This is a genomic window from Roseburia sp. AM23-20, from assembly GCF_003470905.1.
In the GTDB taxonomy this organism is placed as follows: domain Bacteria; phylum Bacillota; class Clostridia; order Lachnospirales; family Lachnospiraceae; genus Roseburia; species Roseburia rectibacter.
On sequence record NZ_QRHS01000001.1, the window covers coordinates 173765 to 199712 of the forward strand.

General features: G+C 39.6%; 29 protein-coding genes. 26 read left to right on the forward strand and 3 right to left on the reverse strand.

The window, feature by feature from the left end; all coding sequences use genetic code 11:
- Positions 1-7 precede the first annotated feature (7 nt).
- From DW650_RS00775 to rsfS, 24 genes are all read left to right on the forward strand, one after another.
- Positions 8-850 (forward strand): M23 family metallopeptidase, encoded by an 843-nt coding sequence (locus DW650_RS00775; protein ID WP_118208831.1) that lies wholly within the window; start codon positions 8-10, stop codon positions 848-850.
- Between the two features lie 96 nt (positions 851-946).
- Positions 947-1657, forward strand: a complete 711-nt coding sequence (locus DW650_RS00780; protein ID WP_118208832.1) for a pseudouridine synthase — start codon at positions 947-949, stop codon at positions 1655-1657.
- A gap of 78 nt (positions 1658-1735) precedes the next feature.
- On the forward strand, positions 1736-3670 hold the full coding sequence (locus DW650_RS00785) for a YgiQ family radical SAM protein (RefSeq protein WP_199536237.1): 1935 nt from the start codon (positions 1736-1738) through the stop codon (positions 3668-3670).
- Positions 3671-3682: 12 nt separating this feature from the next.
- Positions 3683-4675, forward strand: coding sequence for an RluA family pseudouridine synthase (locus DW650_RS00790; protein WP_118208833.1), 993 nt, complete (start codon positions 3683-3685; stop codon positions 4673-4675).
- 87 nt (positions 4676-4762) lie between these two features.
- A complete protein-coding gene (locus tag DW650_RS00795; protein WP_117922168.1) occupies positions 4763-5296 on the forward strand; it encodes a Holliday junction resolvase RecU in 534 nt (177 codons plus the stop codon).
- 138 nt (positions 5297-5434) lie between these two features.
- Complete coding sequence (gene hisZ, locus DW650_RS00800) at positions 5435-6619, forward strand: ATP phosphoribosyltransferase regulatory subunit (protein ID WP_118208834.1); 1185 nt, start codon at positions 5435-5437, stop codon at positions 6617-6619.
- A 13-nt stretch (positions 6620-6632) separates the two neighbouring features.
- Entirely contained in the window at positions 6633-7280 is a 648-nt protein-coding gene (hisG, locus tag DW650_RS00805) for an ATP phosphoribosyltransferase (protein WP_117922166.1), read from the forward strand.
- 70 nt (positions 7281-7350) lie between these two features.
- Entirely contained in the window at positions 7351-8643 is a 1293-nt protein-coding gene (hisD, locus tag DW650_RS00810) for a histidinol dehydrogenase (protein ID WP_118208835.1), read from the forward strand.
- 16 nt (positions 8644-8659) lie between these two features.
- Positions 8660-9247, forward strand: coding sequence for an imidazoleglycerol-phosphate dehydratase HisB (gene hisB / locus DW650_RS00815; protein ID WP_118208836.1), 588 nt, complete (start codon positions 8660-8662; stop codon positions 9245-9247).
- 96 nt (positions 9248-9343) lie between these two features.
- Entirely contained in the window at positions 9344-10627 is a 1284-nt protein-coding gene (gene hisIE, locus DW650_RS00820) for a bifunctional phosphoribosyl-AMP cyclohydrolase/phosphoribosyl-ATP diphosphatase HisIE (RefSeq protein WP_118208837.1), read from the forward strand.
- Between the two features lie 122 nt (positions 10628-10749).
- A complete protein-coding gene (locus tag DW650_RS00825; RefSeq protein ID WP_117922162.1) occupies positions 10750-11826 on the forward strand; it encodes an acyltransferase in 1077 nt (358 codons plus the stop codon).
- Between the two features lie 138 nt (positions 11827-11964).
- Positions 11965-12264 carry a hypothetical protein gene (locus DW650_RS00830; protein ID WP_241070675.1) on the forward strand — a complete coding sequence of 100 codons (300 nt, stop codon included), beginning with the start codon at positions 11965-11967 and terminating at the stop codon, positions 12262-12264.
- Between the two features lie 33 nt (positions 12265-12297).
- A complete protein-coding gene (locus tag DW650_RS00835; RefSeq protein WP_117922161.1) occupies positions 12298-14160 on the forward strand; it encodes a TIGR03960 family B12-binding radical SAM protein in 1863 nt (620 codons plus the stop codon).
- 71 nt (positions 14161-14231) lie between these two features.
- Positions 14232-14957, forward strand: a complete 726-nt coding sequence (locus DW650_RS00840; RefSeq protein ID WP_117922160.1) for a TIGR03936 family radical SAM-associated protein — start codon at positions 14232-14234, stop codon at positions 14955-14957.
- Complete coding sequence (locus tag DW650_RS00845; RefSeq protein ID WP_117922159.1) at positions 14954-16210, forward strand: ribonuclease E/G; 1257 nt, start codon at positions 14954-14956, stop codon at positions 16208-16210. The genes DW650_RS00840 and DW650_RS00845 overlap by 4 nt, the downstream gene beginning before the upstream one ends.
- Positions 16211-16227: 17 nt before the next feature.
- Positions 16228-17061: an undecaprenyl-diphosphate phosphatase gene (locus DW650_RS00850; protein ID WP_117922190.1), complete on the forward strand. Its 834-nt coding sequence runs from the start codon at positions 16228-16230 to the stop codon at positions 17059-17061.
- A 160-nt stretch (positions 17062-17221) separates the two neighbouring features.
- On the forward strand, positions 17222-17527 hold the full coding sequence (gene rplU, locus DW650_RS00855; protein ID WP_006856084.1) for a 50S ribosomal protein L21: 306 nt from the start codon (positions 17222-17224) through the stop codon (positions 17525-17527).
- Between the two features lie 18 nt (positions 17528-17545).
- Positions 17546-17875 (forward strand): ribosomal-processing cysteine protease Prp, encoded by a 330-nt coding sequence (locus DW650_RS00860; protein ID WP_117922158.1) that lies wholly within the window; start codon positions 17546-17548, stop codon positions 17873-17875.
- A gap of 3 nt (positions 17876-17878) precedes the next feature.
- Positions 17879-18163: a 50S ribosomal protein L27 gene (gene rpmA, locus DW650_RS00865; protein ID WP_006856086.1), complete on the forward strand. Its 285-nt coding sequence runs from the start codon at positions 17879-17881 to the stop codon at positions 18161-18163.
- A gap of 175 nt (positions 18164-18338) precedes the next feature.
- Positions 18339-19622 (forward strand): GTPase ObgE, encoded by a 1284-nt coding sequence (gene obgE, locus DW650_RS00870; protein WP_117922157.1) that lies wholly within the window; start codon positions 18339-18341, stop codon positions 19620-19622.
- A gap of 57 nt (positions 19623-19679) precedes the next feature.
- Complete coding sequence (yhbY, locus tag DW650_RS00875; protein WP_117922156.1) at positions 19680-19976, forward strand: ribosome assembly RNA-binding protein YhbY; 297 nt, start codon at positions 19680-19682, stop codon at positions 19974-19976.
- Between the two features lies 1 nt (position 19977).
- The gene (nadD, locus tag DW650_RS00880) at positions 19978-20622 is read left to right on the forward strand and encodes a nicotinate-nucleotide adenylyltransferase (protein ID WP_117922155.1); all 645 of its coding nucleotides are present in this window, start codon (positions 19978-19980) and stop codon (positions 20620-20622) included.
- 89 nt (positions 20623-20711) lie between these two features.
- Positions 20712-21290: a bis(5'-nucleosyl)-tetraphosphatase (symmetrical) YqeK gene (gene yqeK / locus DW650_RS00885; RefSeq protein WP_117922189.1), complete on the forward strand. Its 579-nt coding sequence runs from the start codon at positions 20712-20714 to the stop codon at positions 21288-21290.
- Between the two features lie 78 nt (positions 21291-21368).
- Positions 21369-21716 carry a ribosome silencing factor gene (gene rsfS / locus DW650_RS00890; protein WP_006856091.1) on the forward strand — a complete coding sequence of 116 codons (348 nt, stop codon included), beginning with the start codon at positions 21369-21371 and terminating at the stop codon, positions 21714-21716.
- A 124-nt stretch (positions 21717-21840) separates the two neighbouring features.
- Here the strand turns inward: rsfS and lexA are convergent, their stop codons facing one another.
- Complete coding sequence (lexA, locus tag DW650_RS00895; protein ID WP_117922154.1) at positions 21841-22458, reverse strand: transcriptional repressor LexA; 618 nt, start codon at positions 22456-22458, stop codon at positions 21841-21843.
- A 222-nt stretch (positions 22459-22680) separates the two neighbouring features.
- On the opposite strand from lexA, the gene DW650_RS00900 reads away from it, so the two are divergent.
- Both DW650_RS00900 and DW650_RS00905 read left to right on the forward strand, forming a co-directional pair.
- Positions 22681-23016, forward strand: coding sequence for a hypothetical protein (locus tag DW650_RS00900; RefSeq protein ID WP_117922153.1), 336 nt, complete (start codon positions 22681-22683; stop codon positions 23014-23016).
- A gap of 142 nt (positions 23017-23158) precedes the next feature.
- A complete protein-coding gene (locus DW650_RS00905) occupies positions 23159-23884 on the forward strand; it encodes a lysophospholipid acyltransferase family protein (protein WP_117922152.1) in 726 nt (241 codons plus the stop codon).
- Between the two features lie 143 nt (positions 23885-24027).
- On the opposite strand, the gene DW650_RS00910 is transcribed toward DW650_RS00905, so the two are convergent.
- Together DW650_RS00910 and DW650_RS00915 are read right to left on the reverse strand one after the other, a co-directional pair.
- Positions 24028-25077, reverse strand: coding sequence for a tyrosine-type recombinase/integrase (locus DW650_RS00910; RefSeq protein ID WP_117922151.1), 1050 nt, complete (start codon positions 25075-25077; stop codon positions 24028-24030).
- A gap of 86 nt (positions 25078-25163) precedes the next feature.
- Positions 25164-25898 carry a tRNA 2-thiocytidine biosynthesis TtcA family protein gene (locus DW650_RS00915; protein WP_118208838.1) on the reverse strand — a complete coding sequence of 245 codons (735 nt, stop codon included), beginning with the start codon at positions 25896-25898 and terminating at the stop codon, positions 25164-25166.
- Positions 25899-25948 lie beyond the last annotated feature (50 nt).

Below are 25948 nucleotides of genomic sequence, written 5' to 3' on the forward strand. Positions count from 1 at the left end.
TGATCTTATGAAAAAAGTCAGATTATGGCAGTGCCTGTTTTTACTTGGAATGGCAGTGCTTCAGGTACTTTTGACAGAAGAAATATCAGAGAGTGCACACAGGAGAAACTGTTTTTCTTATGAAAAGGCATTTGACAATCTGCGGAATCATAACCTGACAAAAGATCAGAGCGATACCTTTTTTGATGCCGCGGAATCAGATATTGACAAATTCAGTGAATTACTGACGATGTATTTTGCATCAGAATGTCAGATAACAGATCCTCGGACATTGAAAGAGCAGCTTTCTGATGCAAAAAAATATCGTGGTGATGAATTTTCAGAAATAAAGGAATATGTCAAATGTGCCTGGAGTGATCTTTTGTGTTTCCCGGTTGGAAAAATTGTGGGAAAACCGGATGATACGGTCGGTTTTGAAAACAGCTGGATGCAGAGCCGGACTTTTGGCGGTGACCGTGGTCACGAAGGATGCGATATTATGGCATCTGAAAATGTGCGCGGAATATATCCGGTCTACAGCATGACGGACGGTGTCGTGGAAAATATAGGCTGGCTGCGTCTTGGCGGCTACCGGATCGGAATCCGCAGTCCGTCCGGAGCATATTTTTATTATGCTCATCTGGAAGAGTATGCAAAAGATTTTCAGATCGGTGAACAGATATCGGCTGGGACATTCCTTGGATTTATGGGAGATACCGGCTACAGCGACGTGGAGGGAACAACTGGGAATTTTGTGGTTCACCTTCATATGGGGATTTATCTGAATGATAAAAATGGAACGGAGTTTTCTGTCAATTCATATCCAATGCTATCTTATTTATGGGAAAGACAGGGCGGCGTACTCAGGTAAGTTATAAATTTTTCAGGCAATATGATTGTGAACATAACACAAATACAGAAAATAAGAGCTGATCTATACAGATGCATCTGAAAGAATGGAGAAAACATGCGGCTGGATAAATTGCTGACCGAACTTGGAACAGGGAGCAGAAGTGAAGTAAAAAAATATATCCGTTCCGGTCTTGTCACCGTAAATGGGGAAGTGATAAAGAAACCGGAGCAAAAGGTGGATGAAAAAAATGATACGATATGTTATCGCGGAAACCCACTCACGTATACAGAGTATGAATATTATCTATTCCATAAACCGGCTGGCTGTGTGAGTGCAACAGAAGATAATCTGCACCGGACAGTTATGGACTATCTGACTGACACTGCCAGGCATGATCTTTTTCCGGTAGGAAGACTTGATATTGATACTGAAGGATTGCTGCTTATCACAAATGATGGAGTATTAGCGCATGATCTGCTTAGTCCAACGAAGCATGTTTCGAAGGTTTACTATGCAGAAATTGACGGTCTGGTCACAGAAGAAGATGTTAACCTTTTTGAAAATGGAGTTTACATAGGAGAGGAGAAGCCTACAAAACCGGCACTTCTGGAAATTCTGCATCAGGGTGACAATTCAAAGATCAGGTTAACAATTACAGAAGGGAAGTTTCATCAGGTCAAACGGATGTTTGAGGCGGTCGGGAAGAAGGTTACTTATCTGAAACGTGTGGAAATGGGTACACTTGTTCTGCCGGATGATCTTGCGCCCGGTGAATATCGTCCATTGACAGAACCGGAATTACAGCGGCTGCGTAATGTAAGATAAGAAAAAAAGACAAAACAGGCAGAGGTATATCGGATATTTAAATTGCCTGTAACGTAACATACAGAAATGAGGATTAACATGAAAAACGGTTTTTTACCAATCAGCAAAGAGGACATGAGAGAAGCCGGCATAGACCAGCTTGATTTTGTTTATGTGTGTGGTGATGCTTATGTGGATCATCCGTCATTTGGACATGCGATCATATCGCGTTTATTAGAGGCGCATGGCTATAAAGTCGGAATTATTGCGCAGCCTGACTGGCATGATAAAGAATCCATCAATATTTTAGGTGAACCCCGGCTTGGATTTCTTGTTTCCGCGGGAAATATGGATTCCATGGTAAATCATTATTCTGTTTCGAAAAAGAGAAGACAGAATGATGCCTTCACACCGGGAGGAGTAATGGGAAAACGTCCGGATTATGCAACAATCGTCTATTGTAATCTGATCCGGCAGACCTATAAACATAAACCGATCATCATTGGTGGGATTGAGGCGAGTTTAAGAAGGCTTGCACATTATGATTACTGGTCGAATAAATTAAAACGTTCAATTCTTTTAGATTCCGGCGCAGACATCATTTCCTATGGTATGGGTGAACACAGTATCATAGAAATTGCAGATGCCCTAGACAGTGGTCTTGACATTAAAGATATTACATTTATTGATGGTACTGTATATAAGACCAGAAAACGTGAAGACATCTATGATGCGATCGAACTGCCTCATTATGAAGCACTGCTTGCGGACAAAAAAGAATATGCAAAGAGTTTTTATGTACAGTACAGCAATACAGACCCGTTTGTGGCAAAACGTCTGTTCGAAACTTATGACGGCAAAATGTTTGTGGTACAGAATCCGCCATCAAAACCTCTGACACAGAGTGAGATGGATCAGGTATATTCGCTTCCTTATATGAGAACATACCATCCGTCTTACGAGGAAGCAGGAGGGGTACCTGCGATTGAAGAAGTAAAGTTTTCTTTAGTCAGCAACCGTGGCTGTTATGGTGGATGCAGTTTCTGTGCATTGACATTCCATCAGGGACGCATTATTCAAACCAGGAGCCATGAATCCATTTTAGCGGAGGCAAACCAGATCGTCTGGGAGCCGGACTTTAAAGGATACATTCATGATGTAGGAGGACCAACGGCAAATTTCCGTGCACCGGCATGTGACAAGCAGCTCACCAAAGGTGTCTGTCCTCATAAGCAGTGTCTGTTTCCGCAGCCGTGCAAAAATCTGAAAGTAGACCACAAAGATTATCTTTCCCTGCTTCGGAAGTTAAGACAGCTTCCAAATGTAAAAAAAGTTTTTATTCGTTCAGGTATCCGGTTTGATTATCTGATCTATGATGAAGACCGTACTTTTTTACGTGAACTCTGTGAACATCACGTCAGCGGTCAGCTTAAGGTTGCACCGGAACATATATCGAATGCTGTATTAGAGAAGATGGGAAAACCGAGTGTTGAGGTCTACAAGAAATTTGTGAAGGCATATAAGGACATGAATGAAAAACTGGGTAAAAAACAGTATCTGGTTCCGTACCTGATGTCCTCCCATCCGGGTTCTACTTTAAAAGAAGCAGTAGAGCTGGCTGAATTTTTACGGGATCTTGGGTATATGCCGGAACAGGTGCAGGATTTTTATCCGACGCCTTCAACAATTTCGACCTGTATGTACTATACGGGATTAGATCCGCGCACGATGGAGCCGGTTTATGTTGCCGTCAATCCGCACGAGAAGGCAATGCAGAGAGCCCTGATCCAGTACCGGAATCCGAAAAATTATGATCTGGTGGTTGAAGCTCTCACAAAAGCCGGAAGAACTGATCTGATCGGATATGATAAACATTGCCTGATCCGTCCGCGAAGAGAACATCAGGGAGAAAATACTTTCCGCAGGAATGGTGCAAAAAACGACAGACGGACGGCTACAGCCGGAAACAGAGCCAGACAGAGTACCGGTGCAAAGAAGAAAAAGACGATCCGCAATATTCATAAAAAGAAATAGAAAGAAAAATCAATGCGTGAATTTAAAATTAATGACAACGAAGCGGGACAGCGTTTCGATAAATATTTAAAAAAGCTGCTTGGCAATGCGCCGGGCAGCTTTATATACAAAATGCTCCGGAAAAAGAACATTACTTTAAATGGGAAAAAGGCAGATGGAACGGAAAAACTCAATAAAGATGATGATGTAAAACTGTTTTTCTCAGATGAAACCTTCGAAAAATTCAGTGGAAGTACAACATCTAACCCGGAATATGAGGCACTTAATGTACTTTCGAAGGAATTTACGTCAGGAAAACGTAAACTTCAGGTTGTTTATGAAGACAAAGATATTATTTTTATCAATAAACCAACGGGGATGCTTTCACAAAAAGCAAAACCGGCGGATATTTCGGCAAATGAATATATTCTTGCATATCTGATCGCTAAGGGAGAACTGACAGAAAGTTCATTCCGGACATTCCGTCCGTCCATCTGTAACCGACTTGACCGTAATACGTCAGGACTGCTGGCTGCCGGAAAAACCTTAAAGGGACTTCAGAATATGGCAAAAGCCCTAAAAGAGCGTACTGTACAGAAATATTACCGTTGTATCGTAAGGGGAACGGTAAAAGAATCTTCTTATCTGAAAGGATATCTGCAAAAAGATGAAACGGAAAATCAGGTTTTGATCCGAAAAACAAAGCCTTCTGTGGGGGAATGGCTTCCAATCGAAACGGAGTACCGCCCGATACGCTGCAGGGGTGGTTATACTGAACTTGAAGTACATCTGATGACCGGACGGTCGCATCAGGTCCGTGCGCATCTTGCATCAACCGGGCATCCGATCATCGGAGATTATAAATATGGAAATTCTAATGTTAACGCATATTTTAAGAAAAATGCGAATATAACATCCCAGCTTCTCCATGCGAGTCGTTTTGTATTTGAGGATGGAAAAGAGATCACGGCACCATGTGGCAGTGAGTTTGAACGGGCATGGAAAATAATTGAAAATCAATCATAAAAAATCTTGTAGATCATTTGTAGCTGCATGCAAAACCTGCATGTAAAAGCAGAATGCCCAAAAGATGGGCAGAAATGGAGTATTATCATGGCAACCTGGAACTCAAGAGGACTCCGCGGTTCTACCTTAGAAGAATTTATCAACCGTACCAATGAAACCTATCTGGCAAACGGACTTGCACTGATCCAGAAAGTGCCAACGCCGATCACACCGATCAACATTGACAAGGAAACCAGACATATCACCCTGGCATATTTTGACCAGAAAAGTACGGTTGATTACATTGGTGCTGTACAGGGGATTCCGGTCTGCTTTGATGCAAAAGAATGTGCAACGGATACATTTCCTCTTCAGAATATTCATGAACATCAGGTGACATTTATGGAAAATTATGAAAAACAGGGAGGAATTTCATTTTTCCTGATCAGTTTTACCGCAAGGGATGAATTTTATTATCTGCGTCTTGTAAAGCTGTTAGAATTCTGGAACCGAGCCAAAGAGGGTGGAAGAAAAAGTTTCCGGTATGAAGAATTAGAGCCTGATTATTTTCTCCCAAAAGGAAAAGCAGTTCTGGTTCCCTATCTGGATACCCTGCAAAAAGATTTACTGGCAAGGGATTGACATTCCATTTGTTTTCCAATATAATAAACAACAGTTTCATATGGTAACAAGGTAGCACGCTAAAGTGAAAGAAAAATGTGTGCAGGGACGATAGAAAACAGAGGCACCTGTTATAGAACGTCCCGGAATGGAGATGCGATGAAAAGACAGTTATTACATACACCTGAGGGTGTCAGGGACATTTACAATGACGAATGCGAGAAGAAGCTGATTTTACAGGATGAATTATTAAAAGTGCAGAAACAATATGGTTATCATCCGATTCAGACACCGACATTTGAGTTTTTTGACACATTTGGCAGAGAGATCGGAACAACACCTTCGAAGGATCTGTATAAGTTTTTTGACCGGGAAGGAAATACGTTAGTACTTCGTCCGGATATTACACCTTCTATCGCACGCTGTGCTGCAATGTATTTCGGTGAGGAGAACATGCCGATCCGCCTGTGTTATATGGGCAATACATTTTTGAATAACAACAGTTATCAGGGCAGATTAAAGGAAAGCACACAGCTTGGTGCAGAACTTTTAGGGGATTCTACGGTAGATGCAGATGCAGAGATCATTGCCATGGTAATTGACTGTTTAAAAAAAGCCGGTCTGAAAGAGTTTCAGCTTTCTGTCGGTCATGCAGAATTTTTCCGCGGCTTAACAGATGCGGCAGGTCTGAATGAGGAACAGGAAGAAGAACTTCATGATCTTATTTCCAATAAAAATTATTTCGGCGTAACTGAGTTTGCAGAGACCCTGAACTTAAACGATGATTTAAAAGCATTGTTTGGAATGCTTGGTAATCTCTATACCGGTGCAGATGAACTGCAGACAGCTAAGAAATATGCCGATGCATATCCCCGTATTTTGAATGCAATCGAACGTCTGGAAGAATTACATCAGGTTTTAAAGATTTATGGAATTGATAAATATGTTTCCGTGGAATTAGGGATCGTAAGCAATTACCAGTACTATACAGGTATCATTTTTGCGGGATACACGTTTGGAAGTGGTGAACCGATCGTAAAAGGCGGCCGTTATGATGAACTTCTGACTTATTTCGGAAAAGAATCTGCATCTATCGGTTTTGCGATCGTTATTGACCAGTTGATGGCAGCACTTTCGAGACAAAAGATTGAGATTCCGGTGCAGTATCAGAATGAACTTATTATTTATGGACAGGAAATGCGCAGTGAGGCAGTCAAAAAGGCAATGGAGCTGCGTAAGTGCGGCAGCAATGTGGAGCTTATGGCAAGAGATATCTCAAAAACCGAAGAAGATTATCGTGCCTACGCAGAACAGAATCATTGTGTAAATGTGACATTTATGTAAGGAGACAGATACGATGGAAGATATGAGATATTTAACCTTTGCACTTGGAAAGGGCAGACTTGCAAAGAAAACCTTAGAGATGTTTGAACAGATCGGGATCACCTGTGAGGAGATGAAGGATAAAGATACCAGAAAGCTGATTTTCGTCAACGAAGAGTTAAAACTTCGTTTTTTCCTTGCAAAGGGACCGGATGTGCCGACTTACGTGGAATACGGTGCTGCGGATATCGGTATCGTAGGAAAGGATACGATCTTAGAGGAAGGCAGAAATATTTATGAGGTATTAGATCTTGGATTTGGAAAATGCCGCATGTGTATCTGCGGACCGGAAAGCGCCAAAGAACTGTTAAACCACCACGAACTGATCCGTGTTGCGACCAAATATCCTCGTATTGCAAAAGATTATTTTTATAATAAGAAACACCAGACAGTTGAGATCATCAAACTGAATGGATCAATCGAATTAGCACCGATCGTTGGATTGTCGGAGGTTATCTGTGATATCGTAGAGACAGGTTCAACACTGCGTGAGAATGGTTTGTCAGTGCTTGAGGAGGTCTGTCCGCTTTCTGCCCGCATGGTAGTTAATCAGGTGAGCATGAAGATGGAGAATGAGCGTATTACAAAACTGATTTCTGATTTAAAGACCGTAATTAAATAATATAAAATGTCTGCTGTAGTGTATCTGAAATAAAAGAGATGCAGCAGATATTCTGGAATGGAGGAGAAGTATGCGTATTATAGAACTGACAGAAGAAGCAAGAACAAATATATTGGAAAATCTTTTAAAAAGAAGTCCGAATTCTTATGGTGAATTTGAAGGCAGAGTAAATGAGATCATAGAAAATGTGAGAGCGAACCGTGATGCAGCGATTTTTGATTACACAAAGCGTTTTGACGGAGCTGACATTAACGCAGAAAATATTCTGGTCACAGAGGGCGAGATCAAAGAGGCATATGAGAAAGTTGATGAAAAATTGCTTGCAGTGATCCGTAAAGCATTGGTAAATATCCGTAAATATCATGAGAAGCAGCGCCAGTATTCCTGGTTTGACTCTGAGGAATCCGGAATTATTTTAGGTCAGAAAGTGACAGCTTTAGAGAAAGTCGGTGTCTATGTACCGGGGGGAAAGGCGGTTTATCCGTCTTCTGTGCTTATGAATATCGTTCCGGCGAAAGTTGCAGGTGTAAAGAAAATCGTTATGACAACGCCGCCTGGAAAAGACGGAAAAGTCAATCCGGCAACTTTGGTCGCTGCAAAAGAGGCAGGTGTGGATGCTATTTATAAAGTCGGTGGGGCACAGGCAATCGCAGCGCTGGCATTTGGTACGGAAAGTATTCCGAAAGTAGACAAGATCGTAGGTCCTGGTAATATTTACGTGGCACTTGCAAAAAAAGCCGTATTTGGTTTTGTAAGTATTGATTCTATCGCAGGACCGAGTGAGATCATGGTATTGGCAGATGAGACAGCAAATCCGCGATTTGTTGCGGCAGATCTTCTCTCACAGGCGGAACATGACGAAATGGCTTCTGCGATCCTTGTCACAACAAGCAGAACCTTGGCTGAGCAGGTATCAAAAGAAGTGGAAGGCTTTGTGGCGCAGTTATCCAGAAAAGAGATCATTCAGAAATCCTTAGATAATTATGGATATATTCTGGTAGCAGAAAATATGGATGAAGCCATTGCAACGGTAAATGAGATCGCATCGGAACATCTTGAACTTGTTACAAAGAATCCGTTTGAGACAATGACAAAGATCCGCAATGCAGGAGCAATCTTTGTCGGAGAATATTCAAGTGAACCGCTTGGTGATTATTTTGCCGGACCAAATCATGTGCTGCCGACCAACGGAACAGCAAAATTTTTCTCGCCGCTTAGTGTGGATGATTTTATCAAAAAATCAAGTATTATCTCTTATTCAAGGGAGGCACTTGAACCGATCTATAAAGATATCGTACAGTTTGCTGAATGTGAGCAGTTAACTGCACATGCAAATTCAATCCGGGTACGGTTTGAAGACTAGAGAGGAATGTGATAAAATGGAAAGAACAGCAGAGTACATACGAAAAACAAAAGAGACAGATATAAAGATCAATCTGAACATAGATGGAACCGGTAAAGCAGATATTGATACCGGAATCGGCTTTTTTGATCATATGCTTGATGGCTTTGCAAGACATGGTTTCTTTGATCTTGATGTTAAAGTAGAAGGGGATCTTGCGGTAGACTGCCATCATACGATCGAGGATACCGGAATCGTGCTTGGCAATGCGATCCGTAAAGCACTAAAAAATAAAAAAGGCATCAAACGTTTTGGAAGCTGTATTTTGCCGATGGATGAAACTTTAGTGCTTTGTGCCGTGGATCTTTCCGGCAGACCGTATCTTGTTTTTGACGGTGAATTTACCGTAGAACGGGTGGGGTATATGGATACGGAAATGGTAAAAGAATTTTTCTATGCCGTTTCTTATGCGGCGGGTATGAATCTGCATATCCGTGTACTGTCAGGAGGCAATAATCATCATATGATCGAAGCAATGTTTAAAGCTTTTGCGAGAGCTTTAGATGAAGCAACCGGTTATGACCCGCGTATCACAGATGTGCTGTCCACAAAAGGCAGTCTGTAGGAGACTTGACAATTCCTGCAGAAATGAATCTGTGATCAATGAAAGAGAAAAGTATATCGCTTATCAGGAAAATGCAGGAATGGAGAGTTTTATAATATGGAACATAAAAACATTGTCGCCACCATTTATCTGAAAAATGGACAGGCTGTAAAAGGTATGGATAATTTTGAACCGATGGGATGGGATGTGATCAGTCTTGCACGTCTTTATAATGACAGTGGTATTGATAAGATCATTATCTTTGATCTATCGGAGGATGATGAAGAACATGAAAAAAATATTCAAACGATCAAAAACATCAATCGTAATGTTGAGATCAAAGTCTGTGCCGGCGGGAATATCAGCCGTTTTGAAGATGTTAAGAAGTTTATTTATGCCGGATGTCTGCAGGTTATTGTAAACGGTGCGAAATCTAACAGTATGGATATCGCAAGAGAGGCAAGCGATCGTTTTGGAAAAGAACGCATCCTCGTATCAGTAGCAAATGTTGATTTTGTTTTTAAACATCAGGAGGAAATGCAGGAGCATTTTCATGAGCTTCTGGTTTTAAATACCGGTGTTCTGACTGCGATCGAAAATATTACGGATGTTCCTTATGTCGTATATTTTGAGGAATGTGATTACGAAAAAATTATTGAGACATTAAAACGGGAAAATGTGCGTGGAATCGCCGGTTCTTTTATCAATGATCCGGAAACAGATATCATGGAAATAAAGTCCCAGCTTTCCGCAGGTGGAATTAAGATGGACAACTTTGAACCTGCATTAAAATGGGCAGATTTAAAGAAAAATTCAGATGGTATGGTTCCGGTTATCGTGCAGGATTATCGTACAGATGAAGTATTGATGCTTGCATATATGAATGAAGAGGCATTTGAGACGACGATTAATATTGGAAAGATGACCTATTACAGCAGAAGCCGTCAGGAATTATGGATCAAAGGAATGACATCGGGTCATATCCAGTATGTAAAGTCATTGACTGCTGACTGCGATTATGACACAATTTTAGCAAAAGTATCACAGATCGGTGCGGCATGTCATACCGGAAATGGTTCCTGTTTCTTTAACGAGATCGTTAAAAAAGAATACATGGAGAAGAATCCGCTTAAGGTATTAGAAGATGTTTATGCAATCATTTTAGACCGTAAGGCAAATCCAAAAGAAGGTTCTTATACCAACTATCTGTTTGATAAAGGACTTGATAAGATCTTAAAGAAAATCGGAGAGGAAGCATCAGAGATCATCATTGTCGCTAAAAATCCGGATTCGGAAGATATCAAATACGAGATATCTGATTTTATGTATCACATGATGGTTTTAATGGCAGAAAAAGGAGTTACCTGGGAGGAGATTACTCAGGAACTTTCCCAGAGATAATAATTACATATTCAACGGTTGAGGGAATAGAAAAACTTTGCTATACTGAAAAGTACGGCAAAGTTTTTTTGGGTAATAGGGAAAATCCATAATCACATAAAAGCCGCAAAAGGGAGAATCCTATGCTGGAAAAAATAAAACAAATATTTATTGGAAATAAGAATATAAAAAATCGTAAGATCTACATTGATGATCTGCGTGTCATAGCAACCGTATTTGTGATCGGGGTACATACAGTTTCACTTGCTGCGTCCATGACAGAATACGGAAGTATCGCATTTCGGGTGCTTACCATCTTTAATTATATTCTTTTATCCTGTAATCTGCTTTTTGTAATGTTAAGCGGAGCGTTGCTGCTTCCGGTAAAAAATGAGCCGGCCGGTATTTTTTTTCGAAAACGTTTCACGAAAGTAGCGATACCTCTGGTTGTCTATTATATCCTCTATGTTGTTGCAAAAGAGGGGATTGACTGGCTGAAACCAGACCACTGGTTTCTGATGTTAAAACGGATCTTAACAGGTGCCCCGGTGGAGGCACCGCATTTCTGGCTTGTTTATGTAATTATCTGGTTGTATGTGTTGACACCGTTTATCCGGTATATCGTACACAATATACCGGATAATGTGTTGTCGGGTGTGATCGGAGTAATATTTATCATCTGCACGCTGGATACTTATCTGCCCTTGTTTGGGGTAAAATCTGTGTTTGGAATCGTTGTAGATTCTTTTGCGGGAACTTTTTTGTTTGGATATTTTCTTGCCGAAAAATGCAGCAGAAAAATGGAAAATGTTTTTTTGATGGCGGGCTTCCTTGCTTTTTTGGAAACATGTATGTGGATCTGGAACGGAAATAATTATGTAGATTATATCTATCAGAATTCACCGACAATGATGGCATTTTCAGCAGCTATTTTTATATTGGTAAAAAGACTTGCAGTTCAGAAAACAAAAAACAGTTTTTTTGTGCAGTGGATCAGCCGGTACAGTTATTCTATTTTACTGATCCACTGGGGTGTACTTCATTTTGTGGTAAAGCAGAAGCTACATGTTGATGTATTGAGCGGTGGCATTGCAGGTGGCTGTATCGTTATGATGGTCCTGACACTTTTTATTTCGGCATTCGGTGCAATGATCCTTGATAATACATTACTGAAATGGCTTCAGATCCCATTTTCAAGAAAGAAAAAAATAAAACGATAAGTATACATAATATTTTTATGGTAAACTAATACCGCATATAAAACATTTGTATGTAATATAATTATATACAGACAGACTGGCTTGGAAATGAGGATAGTGTGAAAAATACATTTTTCACACGCAAGAATGGAGATTTTTATGGACAGACAAATAATAGACAGACGAAGGGAATATGTGCAGAATATCCGTGACTCTTTTTATGAGGAAAACGGCATGCAAAAAAGGCGGACAGGAGAATCAGAGTATTCTGCACCGGAAATGGGATTTGCAGCTGCACTAAAACTGCGTATTTTTCTTTCTTTATGCATTTTTGCAGTTTTTTTAGCCTGTATGTATACACATACGGATATTTGTGGTTACAGCACACAGACGGTCACAGAAATGATCTGTGATAATCATTATTATACAAATCTCAAAAATTATGTTATGATACATTGAGCGCAAGAGAGAAAAGAGAAAGGATTTTTTTAAATGACAAAATTAGCTTTATCCGATGAGATACTGATGAAGATCGACAAACCAGCACGCTATATAGGTAACGAATTAAATAGTGTGATAAAAGATAAAGATGCGGTTGATATCCGGTTCGTGATGTGCTTTCCAGATGTTTACGAGATAGGAATGTCACACCTTGGTATCCAGATCTTATATGATATGTTAAATAAAAGGGAGGATGTCTGGTGTGAGCGTGTATATTCTCCGTGGCCGGATCTGCATAAAATTTTAAAGGATGAGAAGATTCCACTGTTTTCCTTAGAATCACAGCAGCCGGTTAAAAATGCGGATTTCTTAGGAATCACGATCCAGTATGAAATGTGCTATACCAATATTTTACAGATCTTAGATTTAAGTCAGATCCCGATTGAGGCGGCAGACCGTACAGAGGATGATCCGATCGTGATCGGTGGAGGTCCATGTACTTATAATCCTGAACCGATCGCAGAATTTTTTGATCTGTTTTATATGGGAGAAGGAGAGGTTTCCTATGACACACTGCTTGATCTGTACAAAAAAAAGAAACAGAGCGGTGCTTCGCGCAAAGAGTTTTTACATGAGGCGGCAAAGATTCCTGGTATTTATGTACCATCTTTATATGAAGTAAGTTATAAGGAAGATGGCACGATCGCAGAATTTGAACCGATTTTTGAGGATATACCGCATACAGTCACAAAGCAGATCGTTACCGATATGACACAGGCTGTTTACCCGGAAAAACCGATCGTACCGTTTATCAAGGCAACACAGGATCGTGTTGTTCTTGAAATCCAAAGGGGATGTATCCGTGGCTGCCGTTTCTGTCAGGCTGGTATGGTTTACCGTCCGACACGTGAAAAGGATGTGGAACGTTTAAAGAAACTTGCGTACAAGATGTTAAAGTCAACCGGACATGAAGAGATTTCTTTAAGTTCTTTAAGTTCCTCTGATTATTCACAGCTGCAGGAACTTGTTACATTTCTGATTGAAGAATTTAAAGGAAAGGGAGTTAATATTTCACTTCCATCTTTGCGTATCGACGCATTTTCATTAGATGTTATGGGAAAAGTACAGGATATCAAAAAAAGCAGCCTGACATTTGCCCCGGAAGCTGGTTCCCAGCGGCTTAGAGATGTTATCAATAAAGGACTTACAAAAGAGGTTATCTTAGAAGGTGCCGGTATGGCATTCGAGGGTGGCTGGAATAAGGTAAAACTTTACTTTATGTTAGGACTTCCGACAGAAACAGAAGAAGACATGAAAGCAATACCGGAACTGGCAAATGATATTGCGGTGCGGTATTATGAGATCCCGAAGGACAGGCGGAATGGTAAATGCCAGATCACAATTTCAACATCATTTTTCGTGCCAAAGCCTTTTACGCCGTTCCAGTGGGCATCCATGCATGATCCGGAAGATTATATTGCACGTGCGAAGGTTGTAAATGATACGGTAAAGGAACAGTTAAACCGTAAAAGTATCAAATATAACTGGCATGAAGCAGACGTGACAGTATTAGAGGGTGTATTAGCACGTGGTGACCGTAAAGTTGGAAGTGTGATCCGTACTGTTTATGAGCATGACGGCATATTTGACGCGTGGTCCGAATATTTTGATTATCAGAGATGGTTAGATGCATTTGATGAATGCGGTGTAGATATGGACTTTTACACCAAGAGAGAACGTTCCCTCGACGAAGTATTTCCATGGGATTTTATTGATACGGGTGTGACAAAAGAATTCTTAAAACGTGAATGGCAAAATGCTATGGGAGAGAATGTAACTCCAAACTGCAGGATGCGCTGTTCCGGATGTGGTGCAGCCCGGTTTAAAACTGGAGTTTGTATGGCAGAGCGTTAAGAACAGATACTTAATGTTTTACATGAGATACTTAATGTAAAAGAAGAAAGGGTTAATGTAAGGTTGACATTATGATAAAAATAAGGATTAAATTCCGTAAATACGGAGTAATGCGTTTTATCGGACATCTGGATATTATGCGTTATTTTCAGAAAGCAATGCGCAGGGCAGAAATTGATATCTGTTATTCAGAAGGTTTTTCCCCGCACCAGATCATGTCTTTTGCGGCACCGCTTGGTGTCGGAATCACCAGTGATGGGGAGTATCTTGATATTGAAGTAAATTCTACCAGATCAAGTGAAGCATCGATCAAGGCGCTGAACGATACTATGGTGGAAGGTGTGGAAGTTACTGAATATGTAAAACTGCCGGACAACGCCAAAACAGCAATGTCCATGGTAGCTGCTGCAGATTATGACCTTTACTTTAAAGATGGTTATGAACCGGCTGCAGATGTTCCTGCTTTTGCAGATGGTATCCGCAGATATTTTACAGAAAAAGAAGAATTTCTGGTCACGAAACAGACAAAAAAGAGCGAGAAAGTCATGGACTTAAAGCAGCTTGTATATGCATTTGACGTATCAGAAAGAGAAGGCAGACCAGTGTTTTATTTAAAGGTATCCACCGGAAGTACTGATAACTTAAAACCGGAACTTGTACTTGAAGCAATGTTTCAGGCGATGGGTTATACTTATGACCAGAATGCGATCCAGATTCACCGCAGGGATGTGTATGCAATAGATCCTGCAGGTGATGGATTTATCTCCCTTGGAAAAATGGGTGAAGTGATCCGATGAACCGTTTTATCATTACAACGACAGAAATAGAAAAAAAAGAATACCGCATTGCAGCTCTCTGTGATGACAGGAAAAAATTAATAGAAGTGGTGCCGGAATCTCTGACAGGGACGTCTTTACTTGGAAATATTTATATCGGCAGGGTGGAAAATGTTGTAAAGAATCTGAATGCCGCATTTGTCCGTATTGCTCCGGGACAAAACTGTTATCTTCCGTTACAGGAATTGAAAAATCCGGTTTTTACCAAGAAGCAGTCCGAAAAAAAGGCGATATGTGCAGGAGATGAACTTCTTGTCCAGGTAGTAAAAGAAGCGTTAAAGACAAAGGATCCTTCCGTAAGCACAAACCTTACTTTCACTGGAAAATATGTGATCCTTACGACTGGAAAACGAAAGATCGGTGTCTCTTCTAAACTTGGAAATGAAAAAAGAGAAGAACTGTTAAACACTGTGAAAAGTTTTCTGCCAAAGGAAGATCAGTTAAAATGTGGTGTGATCATCCGTACGAATGCAGCGCAGGCATCAAAAGATGAACTGCTTTTTGAATTAATTCAGCTTGAAAAAGAGGTCGAAAGAAGTATTTCAGGTTCAAAACATTTAAACTGCTATTCTCTTGTTCATAAAGAGGATCAGCCGTGGAAGAAGATGTTAAACGGGCTTTATGAAACAGATCTGGAAGAAGTTGTGACAGATGACCGGACAATTTATGAATCAATCTGTGGCATGTATGGCATTGGCACAGAGCAGCTTGTGACCGGAGGCAGTATTAAATCGAGAGTAGATGAAGTACTTACCGGGCATGGATTAAAAATCCGTTATTATAATGACGAAATGATTTCGTTAGCTGCCCTTAGTGGAATTGCTTCGCAGCTTCATGATGCATTGAGGGAGCGGGTATGGCTAAAGTCTGGAGCGTACCTTGTCATCCAGCCGACAGAAGCATTGACGGTGATCGATGTAAACACCGGAAAGAATATTGCAAAAAAAGAAATGCAGGAAAATTTCCTTAAAGTGAATATAGAAGCTGCAGAAGAAATTGCACGGCAGATAAGGCTCCGCAATATTTCGGGAATTGTGATCGTTGATTTTATTAATCTGGAATCAAAGAAGGCAGAAATGGAACTTTTGAATGCTTTTGGAGCGGCATTGAAAAAAGATCCGGTACCAACGCAGATTGTCGAGATGACAAAACTCGGTCTGGTAGAGGTTACCAGAAAAAAAATAAAAAAATCATTGCGGGAGAGTTTATCCTGACAGGAATGGAGTGTAAAATGGATTTAAGTTTTATTGAGATTTTAAAAGTAATTTTTCTTGGAATCGTGGAGGGAATTACAGAATGGCTGCCGATCAGCAGCACCGGACATATGCTTTTAGTTGATGAATTTCTGCAGTTAAACGCAAGCGATTCTTTCAAAGAAATGTTTTTTATTATTATCCAGCTCGGTGCGATCCTTGCAGTCGTTGTTCTTTATTGGAACCGGATGTTTCCGTTTCAGTTTAAAGATAAAACAAAGCCGGTAATAAGAAAAGATATATTTTCTTTATGGTTTAAGGTAGTTGTAGCATGCATTCCGGGAGCGGCTGTTACGATTTTATTTGATGATTATATTGAAGCACATCTTCATACTCCGGTCGTAATTGCCATTGCACTGATCTTTTATGGTGTAGCTTTTATTCTGATCGAAAACTGGAATAAGACAAGAGAACCGAAGATAAAGACACTGGCTGATATTTCTTATCAGACAGCGTTTATGATCGGATTATTTCAGGTGCTTTCCATAATTCCGGGAACTTCTCGTTCCGGTGCAACGATCATCGGTGGACTGATCATCGGTGTTTCACGTGTTGCCGTTGCAGAATTTACATTTTATCTTGCAGTTCCGGTTATGCTTGGCATGAGTCTGTTAAAACTCTTAAAGTTCGGATTCGCATTTACTGGAGCAGAGTTTATCATTTTAGGAGTTGGAACAGTGGTGGCATTCCTTGTTTCAATTATTGTGATCCGTTTCCTGATGTCCTATATCAGAAAACATGACTTTAAAGTATTTGGCTGGTACAGGATTGTGCTTGGAGCATTAGTTTTAATATATTTTGCTTTTATTTAAAAATATTTTTGAAATATGAAAAAAACAGTTGACGTAATAAAAAAAATATGCTAAAGTAACGAAGTATGCCGCACAGTGAGGTCTAAAAGTCCGTCTATTCTGTATTAAAACCAGATAGAAGGCACCATAACTGGCGAGTAATGATAATAGGAGGTGCCATATGTACGCAATTATAGCAACAGGTGGTAAACAGTACAAAGTATCCGAAGGCGATATCATTACCATTGAAAAGCTCGGAAAAGAAGCTGGTGAGAAAGTAACTTTTGATCAGGTTTTAGCTGTATCTGACAACGGTATCAAAGTTGGCTCTGATGTAGCAAACGCTTCTGTTGAGGCTTCTGTCGTAAAAGAGGGCAGAGGTAAAAAAGTTATCGTTTACAAGTACAAGAGAAAGACTGGCTATCACAAGAAAAACGGTCACAGACAGGCGTTTACACAGGTTAAGATTGAAAAGATCAACGCGTAATCGACAGGGAAAGTTGTTATGACAAAGATAACGATTTTCAGAAACCGTGACAACGAGTTTTTAGGCTTTGAATGTCTTGGACATGCCGGATATGCAGAGGAAGGCGAAGATATTGTGTGTGCAGGGATTTCCGCATTGGTCATCAATACGGTAAACAGTCTCGGCTTATATACGAAAGATGCCTTTTCTACTGATTCGGATGAGGAGACAGGAAAGATAAGCTTATCGTTTTCTTCCCCGGCAGGACATGATGCCGATCTACTTATGAGGTCATTGGTTTTAGGTTTGCAGGGAATACAAAACACTTATGGAAATGATTATATCATTCTAAAATTCAGGGAGGTGTAAGACATGTTAAATATGAACCTTCAGTTTTTTGCTCATAAAAAGGGAGTTGGTTCTACAAAGAACGGTCGTGATTCCGAATCTAAGAGATTAGGAGCAAAAAGAGCAGACGGACAGTTTGTAAAAGCTGGAAACATTTTATACAGACAGCGTGGAACAAAGATTCATCCAGGTGTTAATGTAGGTATCGGTGGAGATGATACATTATTTGCTTTAACAGATGGTATTTTAAGATTCGAAAGAAAAGGAAGAGATAAAAAACAGGCTTCCGTTTATCCAGTAGCTGAATAAAATGTACTGTGGACCCGACTATGAACACCCATCACAGATGGCACATCCATCGCAGATGGATGTAATAGCCGGGTTCTATTTGTATTAAGAATGTGACAGATAATTTACATGTACCAGAGGTTATGATGATAACGGCTTTATGTATATGTTTTTGTTAAATTTGAGGTAGAAAAATATGTTTGCAGACAGAGCAACAATTATTATAAAATCAGGAAAAGGCGGAGACGGTCATGTTAGTTTCCGCAGGGAAAAATATGTACCGGATGGTGGTCCGGATGGCGGAGACGGCGGACGCGGCGGTGATATTGTATTCGTGGTTGACGACGGATTAAATACACTTACTGATTACCGTCACAGAAGAAAATTTGCCGCACAGCCTGGAGAAGAGGGCGGAAAACGTAACTGCCATGGTAAGAATGGGGAGGATCTGATCTTAAAGGTTCCTGCTGGAACTGTAATTAAAGATGCAGAATCCGGAAAAGTGATCGCTGATATGTCCGGCGATAACCGCAGGCAGGTAATTTTAAAAGGTGGCCGTGGCGGTCTTGGAAACCAGCATTTTGCAACTTCTACCATGCAGGCACCGAAATATGCGCAGCCTGGTGGAGATGCGATCGAACTTGAAGTAAAGCTAGAGTTAAAGGTAATCGCAGATGTCGGGCTGGTCGGATTTCCAAATGTCGGAAAATCAACGTTATTGTCAAGAGTCACCAATGCACAGCCGAAGATCGCGAATTACCATTTTACAACCCTGCAGCCAAATCTTGGAGTTGTAGACTTAGACGGTGCAAAGGGATTTGTCATCGCAGATATTCCAGGACTTATTGAAGGTGCGTCTGAAGGTGTCGGACTTGGACTTGAGTTTTTACGCCATATTGAGCGTACAAAAGTTATGATCCATGTGGTCGATGCAGCTGGAACGGAAGGACGTGATCCAATTGCAGATATCCGTGCTATCATGAAAGAGTTAGAGGCATATGATCCGAAACTTTTAGAAAAGCCGCAGGTGATTGCAGCAAACAAGATGGATGCCGTGTACGGTGATGAGAATGAGATCGTCCAGTCTTTAAGACAGGAGTTTGAAAAAGACGGAATCCGTGTATTCCCAATCTCGGCAGTCAGTGGAAAGGGCTTAAAAGAGTTACTGTATCACGTACAGGAATTGCTTGATCACTGCAGCAGTGAACCGGTGATCTATGAACCTGAGTTTGATCCGGCATTACGATTCTTTAAGGATGAGCCTTACACGATTTCACAGGCGGCAGACGGAGCATTTGAGATTGAGGGACCAAAGATTGAAAAAATGCTTGGTTATACCAATATCGATTCCGAAAAAGGATTTTTATTCTTCCAGAAATTTATGAAAGAACAGGGCATCCTAAAAGAATTAGAAACTCAGGGAATCGAAGATGGTGATACTGTGCGTATGTATGGATTTGAATTTGATTATTATAAATAATAAGAAACTGATGTGATATTAATGGCACTGGGAAACGGTGCGGAAATGAGGAACGTTATGGCATTAACAAGTAAACAGCGCGCATACCTTGGTGGGTGTGCAAGTACAATGGATCCGATTTTTCATATCGGAAAAGCAAGCCTTACGCCGGAGATCATCACGGCGTTGGATGAAGCCTTAGAAAAGAGAGAACTCATCAAAGTAGCTGTATTAAAAAACTGTATCGATGATCCGAGGGAAATCGCTGCAATGACAGCAGAACGAACACATTCTGATGTTGTAAAAGTAATTGGAAAGAAAATCATTTTATTCCGTCAGGCAAAGAAAAATACCAAGTACGAGCTGCCAGGCTGATATGTTAGAAGCAGAGTGCAGGGTCGGACAAAAGCACTTAAAGAAAATTGGTATCTTAGGCGGTTCTTTTGATCCGATTCATAAGGGACATTTAAATATTGCACAGAGTGCATATGAAGAATTTGCATTAGATGAGGTATGGTTTATTCCGGCAGGTCATTCACCAAATAAAGATGAAAATAAAATGACAGCCGCAGACATCCGGGCAGAAATGACAGAGCTGGCTATCTGCGATATCCCATATTTTAAACTTTCGCGAATTGAAGTCGATGCGGAAGGGACAAGTTATACTTATCTGACGCTCACAAAATTAGAAGAAATATATCCGGATATGAAATTTTTCTTTATTATGGGTGCAGATTCACTTGATTATCTTGAAAAATGGTATCATCCAGAGATTATTTGCGAAAAGGCAGTTATTCTGGCTGCGGTACGTGATGATATGAATTTGTCGGAAGTTGAGGAAAAGATTTCTGCCCTGAAAAAATTGTTTCCGGCTGAAATTTATCCAATTACAGGTGGAAAAACAGATATTTCATCGAGTGAGATCCGGTCAGCTTTAAAATGTGGAAAGACAGATATATCCCTGATTCCTTCTAAAGTAATGACATATATTAAGAAACGCCATTTATATGAAGAAAAATAGAGGATAAGGCACACAGGATTTATGCCATGTCACAGACCTGTGATGAAAATGGTATTTTCATTGTGAAACGGGCAGGAATGGAGGGCATCATGGAACTTATTGAAATTCGAAAAAAATTAAAAAAAGAACTGGATAAAGGACGTTACGAACATACAAAAGGTGTTATGTATACGGCAGGATGTCTTGCCATGGCACATGAGTATTCCATGGAAAAGGCAATGCTTGCAGGGTTACTTCATGATTGTGCAAAATGCATCCCGAATGACCAGAAAATAGAAATGTGTGAGCAAAATCATATTCTGATCAATCCGGTAGAATACAAAAGCCCATATCTTTTACATGCAAAATTAGGAGCCTTTTTGGCTGAAACTGTGTACGAGGTGTCTGATCCACAGATTTTGCATGCGATCAAAGTTCATACGACAGGTGAGCCGGATATGAGCCTTTTAGATAAGATCATCTATATTGCAGATTATATTGAGCCTGGGCGCGATAAGGCTGAGAATCTTCCTTATATAAGAAAGATTGCCTTCGAGGATTTAGATGCCTGTATGGCGGAAATACTGCATGATACGCTTGCTTATTTGTCCAGCCGTGGTGGAAGCATTGATTCAACGACAAAGATGACGTATGATTTTTACCGGCAGTACAGGAAAAATCATAATTAATATTTTGAAACTTAAATCTATTCCTGACTGTGAGTGAACAGTACCGGAAAATCTACAGAATAATAGGAGAGTAAATTTATGACTTCAGCAGAATATTGTAAAATAGCAGTAAAAGCACTGGAAGACAAAAAAGCAGAGGATGTCAAAGTAATTGATATCCGTGAGATTTCACCGATCGCAGATTTTTTTATCATTGCAGATGGAATGAATCAGAACCAGATCCAGGCAATGCGCGATGCAGTCGATGAGGCTTTGTATAAAGCAGATCTTAAAGTACGACAGGTAGAAGGTAACCAGTCATCTACATGGATTCTGATGGATTATAATGATATCATTATTCATATTTTTTCAAAGGAAGACAGACTGTTTTATGATCTGGAACGTATCTGGAAAGATGGTAAAGAAATCAGTGTGGATGAACTGTAAGGGATAAAATTTTATAAAGGTAATCAGATATTATAAATAGAAACTATTTTTGCATATATAAATCTCATATGAAGAAAAAATCACCAGATCATAATGAAAAGCTGGTGATTTTTTCTTTTTCTCTTTAATTTAAAAATCGCATAATACCGAATACTTTTCCAAGGATCGAACATTCGTTTACAATAATTGGATCCATGGTGTCATTTTCCGGCTGCAGGCGATAGTGACCATTTTCTTTATAAAAAGTCTTTACTGTTGCAGAATCATCTACAAGAGCAACAACAATATCTCCATTCTGTGCGTCAGACTGTTTCTGTACAAGAATCTTATCACCATTAAATATTCCTGCATTGATCATACTGTCACCTTTTACCTTTAGCATAAATGTCTCTGCATTCGGCATAAACTCAGTAGGAATCGGAAAGTAATTTTCGATATTTTCAACAGCAAGTAACGGCTGACCAGCAGCTACCTGACCGAGGATAGGAACATTAACAACTTCACGTCTGGTTAAATTAAAATTGTCATCAATAATCTCGATTGCACGTGGTTTTGTAGGGTCTCTTCGGATATAGCCATTCTTCTCAAGTGTCTCAAGGTGTGAATGAACAGAAGAGGTTGACTTCAGATGAACTGCTTCACAGATCTCACGAACAGCAGGAGGATAACCCTTGTTTAAAATTTCCTGCTTGATATATTCTAATATTTCTTGCTGCTTACTGCTGATTTTGCCATATGCCATAAAGTGCCTCCTGTTATACGATAAAATATATTTCATCAATTTGTAAAGGGATTATTCTGCCCTGTGTTTATTATTTATTCTATCATATTACAAACAGAAATGCAAACATATATTCCGAAAATTTGTTCGATTTTATTATTGACAAACAAATGTTCGTGTATTATGATACAGATATACAAACAGTTGTTCGCAACAGATGTTCGCATTAGATGGAGGTTATTTATGAGAAGCATAAGAGAGAATAGGAAGAATCAGAAACCAGTTTTTTTGATCGCATTATCAATGGTATTATTTGGAATTATCTGCTTTACATGTTTTGGTACTATCCGTGCGCAGGCAGCCGGTGAATCGAGTACTACTTATAAATATTACACCAGCATACAGATCATACCGGGACAGACATTGAGTGACATTGCGGGGATATATATGACAGATGATTATAAAGATACTTCAGAGTATATAGAAGAAGTATGTACGATCAATCATGTTTTCCCGGATGACATCCATGAGGGGGAATATCTGACGGTACCATATTATTCAGCAGAATACTTAAAATAGACCTTGACGGAGCCATATGTAAGAATGTTGTATTTTTCTTCAAAATAGGCTATAATAGTTACATTCGGCAAAAAAGCATCACTGGGTAGAATGAATTTTTCAGGATGTTTCTGTGTCAGGTACGGAGGATAGCATTGAAGTTATGTTAAAGTTTATTTATGTAATTCTTATGAATCTTTTCAGGGCACCATATATGATTCCAAAGATGCGAAAGGAAGCGGATCATCCTGAAAAATATTCAGAAGAAGAGCGATATGAGCTTGCGCGCCACGTGATCCGCCTTATGAAAACGACTGGTGGAATTAAAACAAAAGCATATGGATTGGAGAATCTCCCATCTGAGGGGGGTTATATGATGTATCCGAATCATCAGGGAAAATATGATGCACTTGGTATTATCTATACACATAAAAATCCGTGTTCCATTGTTATGGATCGCGCAAAGTCCAATACAATTCTTGTCCGGGAATTTGTTGATCTGCTGCAGGGAAAACGTCTTGATAAAAAAGATGTAAGACAGGCACTTACGATCATCAATGAAGTTTCAGAAGATGTCAAACAGGGCAAACGTTATATTCTTTTCCCGGAAGGGGGATATGATTTTAATAATCGTAATAATGTATGTGATTTTAAAGCAGGAAGTTTTAAAATTGCTTTAAAGACAAAAGCACCGATCATACCGGTTGCTCTGATCGATTCCTATAAGGTTTTTAACAGTTTTAATCTGGGACCTGTTACAACACAGGTACATTATCTGAAACCTATTTTATTTGACGAATACGGTTCTTTGAAAACACATGAGATTGCAGAACTGGTGCAGCACAGGATTCAAGAAAAAATCAACAGTATTCTGTTGCCGGAGATGTAAAATTCTGGATATTGTACAAAAGTGTTATATAGTTCTTGAACGGATAACACTTTTGTATCATATCATTTCAATAATAATCGCGTTACAAAATGTCTTTCGTATTTATTCTCATGATTCATCTATATACTTGTATATTCTATCAGTTAAACTTCCCTTAACTTGACATACTTAGCAGCACTTCTTCGCCTTTCATCATCAAGAGCAGCATAGTGTTTGCGGGTAGTATTGACGTCTTTATGGCCAAGAACATCCGCAACCAGATAAATATCACCGGTTTCCCGATAGAGTGACGTACCATAGGTACTGCGGAGTTTATGCGGTGTAATATGTTTTAAGGTTGTTACCAGTTTGGAGTATTTTTTTACCATATTTTCAACAGTTCGCACACTCATGCGTTTATTCTGAAGCGATAAAAAGAGGGCATTAATACTTCCGTCAGCTGCAGTAACTTTCTGACGTTCCACAAAGTAATCCATAAGTGCTTTGCGAACCTCATCTCCGAAATATACAACAACCTCTGCGCCACCTTTGCGGTGAATCTTAATACCATTATTTTTAAAATCAACATCTTCCATATCAAGACCAACACATTCTGAAACACGGATACCTGTTCCAAGCAGAAGTGTCATCATTGCAAGATCCCGTACTTTTGTTTTTTCGTGATATTGTTGCTGCTTTGCAGTAAGATTTTCACCGGATTCTACTTCATCAAGAAGTTTTGCAACCTCATCAACATCCAGACGGATGATATTCTTTTCATGTATTTTAGGCATGTCTACTTTAACTGTAGGATCATCTTCAATCAGTCCATTTTTATAATAGTAATGATAAAAGGAGCGTAAAGAAGAAAGTTTTCGTTTTAGTCCAACCTCATCATTTGTATGTTCCGTTCCGTCTTTTTCGTAATATTTCAGATAAGAGAGATATTCTTCGATATCCATTGGTGTAATCTCATTTAAAATAGATATGGGAAACTCAGTAATATTCATTTTGGCACAGATCGGATTTGTTGTATGCAGGTAATCAAAGAAACAGCCGATATCGTAAGCATATGCAATTTTTGTCCTGGAGGAGCTGGTTGCTTCGATGCCAATAAAAAATTGTTTGCAAAAAGGGGGTAATGCCTCTAATAGTTTTCGTAATTTTACTTCATTCTTTACATTTATTGTTTCATAATATGCTTTTTCTTTCATAGCAGGTCTCCATTCTACGCACTTTACAGTAAAAATTTTATTTTCATAATAAGTATGAGAGTAAAGAATACAACTTTGTATAAAGTTTAATTTTGTTCGTTGTTTATAATTGACCATCCAGGTATATTTCCGGTTAAGATAGCATGAAAAAGTTTGGTTTTTACACCTGGATTGTCCAAATTAAGCTGTCTTATAAGCTGTTTTACATATTCACGTCTGGTATTACCATCCATTGGACAGGGATTTTTTACGACTGGAAGATGATATTTATTTCGGAATCCTTTTACCTCTGCTTCAGATACATAGATCAGAGGACGGATTATCGTAAGATCAGAATCAGCCATATAAGTTTTTGGAGGAAATACATAAAAACGTCCTTCATAAATCATGGATAAAAATGCTGTTTCGATCACATCATCCATATGATGTGCATATGCCACTTTATTGCAGCCTAGTTCCTTAATAGCCTGATTTAATGCTCCTTTGCGCATTTTCGCACATAAGGAGCAGGAAGGCTTTTCATCACGTTCTTCGAAGATGATTTTAGCTATTTCTGTGTTAACGATATGATATGGAACATCAAGTTCACGACATAGGTCTGATACGGCAGTGAGGTCGAAATCTTCATAACCGAGATTTACTGACACAGCTAACAAGTCAAACTTTTTGGGATAAAATCGGCGCAAACCACTCAATGCATATAAAAGTGTGAGAGAATCTTTACCTCCGGAAATACCAATGGCGATTCTGTCGCCGGATTCGATCATTTGATATTCATCAATTGCTTTTCTGGTATAGCTGTATAATTGCTGTAATTTCATATGTAAGCCTCCTGAACTTTCTTTATTATACAATATTTTTAGTAAAAATG

What these genes read in the sequence shown, in the direction of transcription:
- DW650_RS00775 (WP_118208831.1), top strand. Translation starts at nt 8, where the DNA reads ATGAAAAAAGTCAGATTATGGCAGTGCCTGTTTTTACTTGGAATGGCA.
- DW650_RS00780 (WP_118208832.1), top strand. Translation starts at nt 947, where the DNA reads ATGCGGCTGGATAAATTGCTGACCGAACTTGGAACAGGGAGCAGAAGT.
- DW650_RS00785 (WP_199536237.1), top strand. Translation starts at nt 1,736, where the DNA reads ATGAAAAACGGTTTTTTACCAATCAGCAAAGAGGACATGAGAGAAGCC.
- DW650_RS00790 (WP_118208833.1), top strand. Translation starts at nt 3,683, where the DNA reads ATGCGTGAATTTAAAATTAATGACAACGAAGCGGGACAGCGTTTCGAT.
- DW650_RS00795 (WP_117922168.1), top strand. Translation starts at nt 4,763, where the DNA reads ATGGCAACCTGGAACTCAAGAGGACTCCGCGGTTCTACCTTAGAAGAA.
- hisZ (WP_118208834.1), top strand. Translation starts at nt 5,435, where the DNA reads ATGAAAAGACAGTTATTACATACACCTGAGGGTGTCAGGGACATTTAC.
- hisG (WP_117922166.1), top strand. Translation starts at nt 6,633, where the DNA reads ATGGAAGATATGAGATATTTAACCTTTGCACTTGGAAAGGGCAGACTT.
- hisD (WP_118208835.1), top strand. Translation starts at nt 7,351, where the DNA reads ATGCGTATTATAGAACTGACAGAAGAAGCAAGAACAAATATATTGGAA.
- hisB (WP_118208836.1), top strand. Translation starts at nt 8,660, where the DNA reads ATGGAAAGAACAGCAGAGTACATACGAAAAACAAAAGAGACAGATATA.
- hisIE (WP_118208837.1), top strand. Translation starts at nt 9,344, where the DNA reads ATGGAACATAAAAACATTGTCGCCACCATTTATCTGAAAAATGGACAG.
- DW650_RS00825 (WP_117922162.1), top strand. Translation starts at nt 10,750, where the DNA reads ATGCTGGAAAAAATAAAACAAATATTTATTGGAAATAAGAATATAAAA.
- DW650_RS00830 (WP_241070675.1), top strand. Translation starts at nt 11,965, where the DNA reads ATGGACAGACAAATAATAGACAGACGAAGGGAATATGTGCAGAATATC.
- DW650_RS00835 (WP_117922161.1), top strand. Translation starts at nt 12,298, where the DNA reads ATGACAAAATTAGCTTTATCCGATGAGATACTGATGAAGATCGACAAA.
- DW650_RS00840 (WP_117922160.1), top strand. Translation starts at nt 14,232, where the DNA reads ATGATAAAAATAAGGATTAAATTCCGTAAATACGGAGTAATGCGTTTT.
- DW650_RS00845 (WP_117922159.1), top strand. Translation starts at nt 14,954, where the DNA reads ATGAACCGTTTTATCATTACAACGACAGAAATAGAAAAAAAAGAATAC.
- DW650_RS00850 (WP_117922190.1), top strand. Translation starts at nt 16,228, where the DNA reads ATGGATTTAAGTTTTATTGAGATTTTAAAAGTAATTTTTCTTGGAATC.
- rplU (WP_006856084.1), top strand. Translation starts at nt 17,222, where the DNA reads ATGTACGCAATTATAGCAACAGGTGGTAAACAGTACAAAGTATCCGAA.
- DW650_RS00860 (WP_117922158.1), top strand. Translation starts at nt 17,546, where the DNA reads ATGACAAAGATAACGATTTTCAGAAACCGTGACAACGAGTTTTTAGGC.
- rpmA (WP_006856086.1), top strand. Translation starts at nt 17,879, where the DNA reads ATGTTAAATATGAACCTTCAGTTTTTTGCTCATAAAAAGGGAGTTGGT.
- obgE (WP_117922157.1), top strand. Translation starts at nt 18,339, where the DNA reads ATGTTTGCAGACAGAGCAACAATTATTATAAAATCAGGAAAAGGCGGA.
- yhbY (WP_117922156.1), top strand. Translation starts at nt 19,680, where the DNA reads ATGGCATTAACAAGTAAACAGCGCGCATACCTTGGTGGGTGTGCAAGT.
- nadD (WP_117922155.1), top strand. Translation starts at nt 19,978, where the DNA reads ATGTTAGAAGCAGAGTGCAGGGTCGGACAAAAGCACTTAAAGAAAATT.
- yqeK (WP_117922189.1), top strand. Translation starts at nt 20,712, where the DNA reads ATGGAACTTATTGAAATTCGAAAAAAATTAAAAAAAGAACTGGATAAA.
- rsfS (WP_006856091.1), top strand. Translation starts at nt 21,369, where the DNA reads ATGACTTCAGCAGAATATTGTAAAATAGCAGTAAAAGCACTGGAAGAC.
- lexA (WP_117922154.1), bottom strand. Translation starts at nt 22,458, where the DNA reads ATGGCATATGGCAAAATCAGCAGTAAGCAGCAAGAAATATTAGAATAT.
- DW650_RS00900 (WP_117922153.1), top strand. Translation starts at nt 22,681, where the DNA reads ATGAGAAGCATAAGAGAGAATAGGAAGAATCAGAAACCAGTTTTTTTG.
- DW650_RS00905 (WP_117922152.1), top strand. Translation starts at nt 23,159, where the DNA reads ATGTTAAAGTTTATTTATGTAATTCTTATGAATCTTTTCAGGGCACCA.
- DW650_RS00910 (WP_117922151.1), bottom strand. Translation starts at nt 25,077, where the DNA reads ATGAAAGAAAAAGCATATTATGAAACAATAAATGTAAAGAATGAAGTA.
- DW650_RS00915 (WP_118208838.1), bottom strand. Translation starts at nt 25,898, where the DNA reads ATGAAATTACAGCAATTATACAGCTATACCAGAAAAGCAATTGATGAA.